Below are 1,422 nucleotides of genomic sequence, written 5' to 3' on the forward strand. Positions count from 1 at the left end.
GTTAGCGTCCGCGCTCGTGGTGTAATTTCCGGTGTAGGCGATGGTGTATTCCGGGGTGGGGCATGCCCCACCCCGGAATGCGGCGTCGCTGGTGGCCACCGGGTTCATCGTTATGGTGGAGTTTGCACACTTCAACCGTGACGAAGAGGAGTTCCCGATGACCGAGGACAGATTACTGATCGAAGAGCTGGCTGCAAAGGGCGGCCAACCGGATTTTTTGCGCACCATCGCCGAGAACGTGCTGCAGCTGATCATGGAGGCCGACGTTGATGGCCTGATCGGCGCGGGTCGCCACGAACGCAGCAGCGAGCGCGCGACCTGGCGCAACGGCTATCGCGACCGTTCGCTGGATACCCGGGTAGGCACGCTGAACCTGAAAATCCCCAAGCTGCGTGCTGGGTCCTATTTTCCGGGCTTCCTTGAGCCCCGCAAGATGGTCGAGAAAGCGCTGGTTGCGGTGATCCAGGAAGCGTGGATCGGCGGGGTCAGCACCCGGCGGGTCGATGAACTCGTCCAGGCCATGGGCATGACCGGCATCTCCAAGTCCACCGTCTCCAAGCTTTGCAAGGACATTGACGAGCGCGTCCATGCCTTTCTGAAACGCCCGCTCACCGGCGAATGGCCGTATCTCTGGCTCGATGCCACCTATCTCAAGGTACGCGAAGGCGGGCGGATCATCAGCGTTGCCGCAATAATCGCCATGGCCGTCAACACCGAGGGCCGGCGCGAGATCGTCGGCCTGCATATCGGCCCCTCGGAAGCGGAGGTCTTCTGGTCCGACTTCCTGAAGGACCTTGTTCGGCGCGGTCTTACCGGCGTGAAGCTGGTCATCTCCGATGCTCACGAGGGCCTCAAGGGCGCGATCACCCGCGTCATGGGCGCCACCTGGCAGCGCTGCCGGGTGCACTTCATGCGCAATGCCCTGTCCTATGTGCCCAAGGGCCAGAACACTGTCGTCGCCGCCGCGATCCGCCAGGTCTTCCTGCAGCCCGATCAGAAAAGCGCAACGCAGGTCTGGCGACAGGTCGCCGACCAGTTGCGCACCCGTTGGCCCAAGCTCGGCGCCTGCATGGACGAGGCCGAAACCGACGTGCTCGCCTACACCGGCTTCCCCACCCAGCACCGCACGAAGTTACACTCAACCAATCCGCTCGAGCGGCTCAACAAGGAGGTCAAGCGCCGCGCCGACGTCGTCGGAATCTTCCCGAACGAAGACAGCATCATCCGCCTCGTCGGGGCTGTGCTGATGGAGCAGAACGACGAGTGGCAGCTCCAGCACCGATACATGCAGATCGAAGGCATGGCCGAACTCAACCAACCCATGATCGAGGAGGAAAATCAGCCCCTACACATCACCGCCAAAGCCGCCTGACGATGGCCCACGGCCACAGCCGAAATTACACCACCTTGACGGACGCGACC

At 62.6% G+C, this 1,422-nt stretch carries 1 protein-coding gene; it reads left to right on the plus strand.

The features are described 5' to 3' along the window. Positions 1-157: 157 nt before the first annotated feature. The gene (locus tag ACWPM1_RS14800) at positions 158-1,372 is read left to right on the plus strand and encodes an IS256-like element ISSpma2 family transposase (RefSeq protein WP_006954973.1); all 1,215 of its coding nucleotides are present in this window, start codon (positions 158-160) and stop codon (positions 1,370-1,372) included. Positions 1,373-1,422 lie beyond the last annotated feature (50 nt).

This window comes from Tsuneonella sp. HG249 (genome assembly GCF_053819205.1).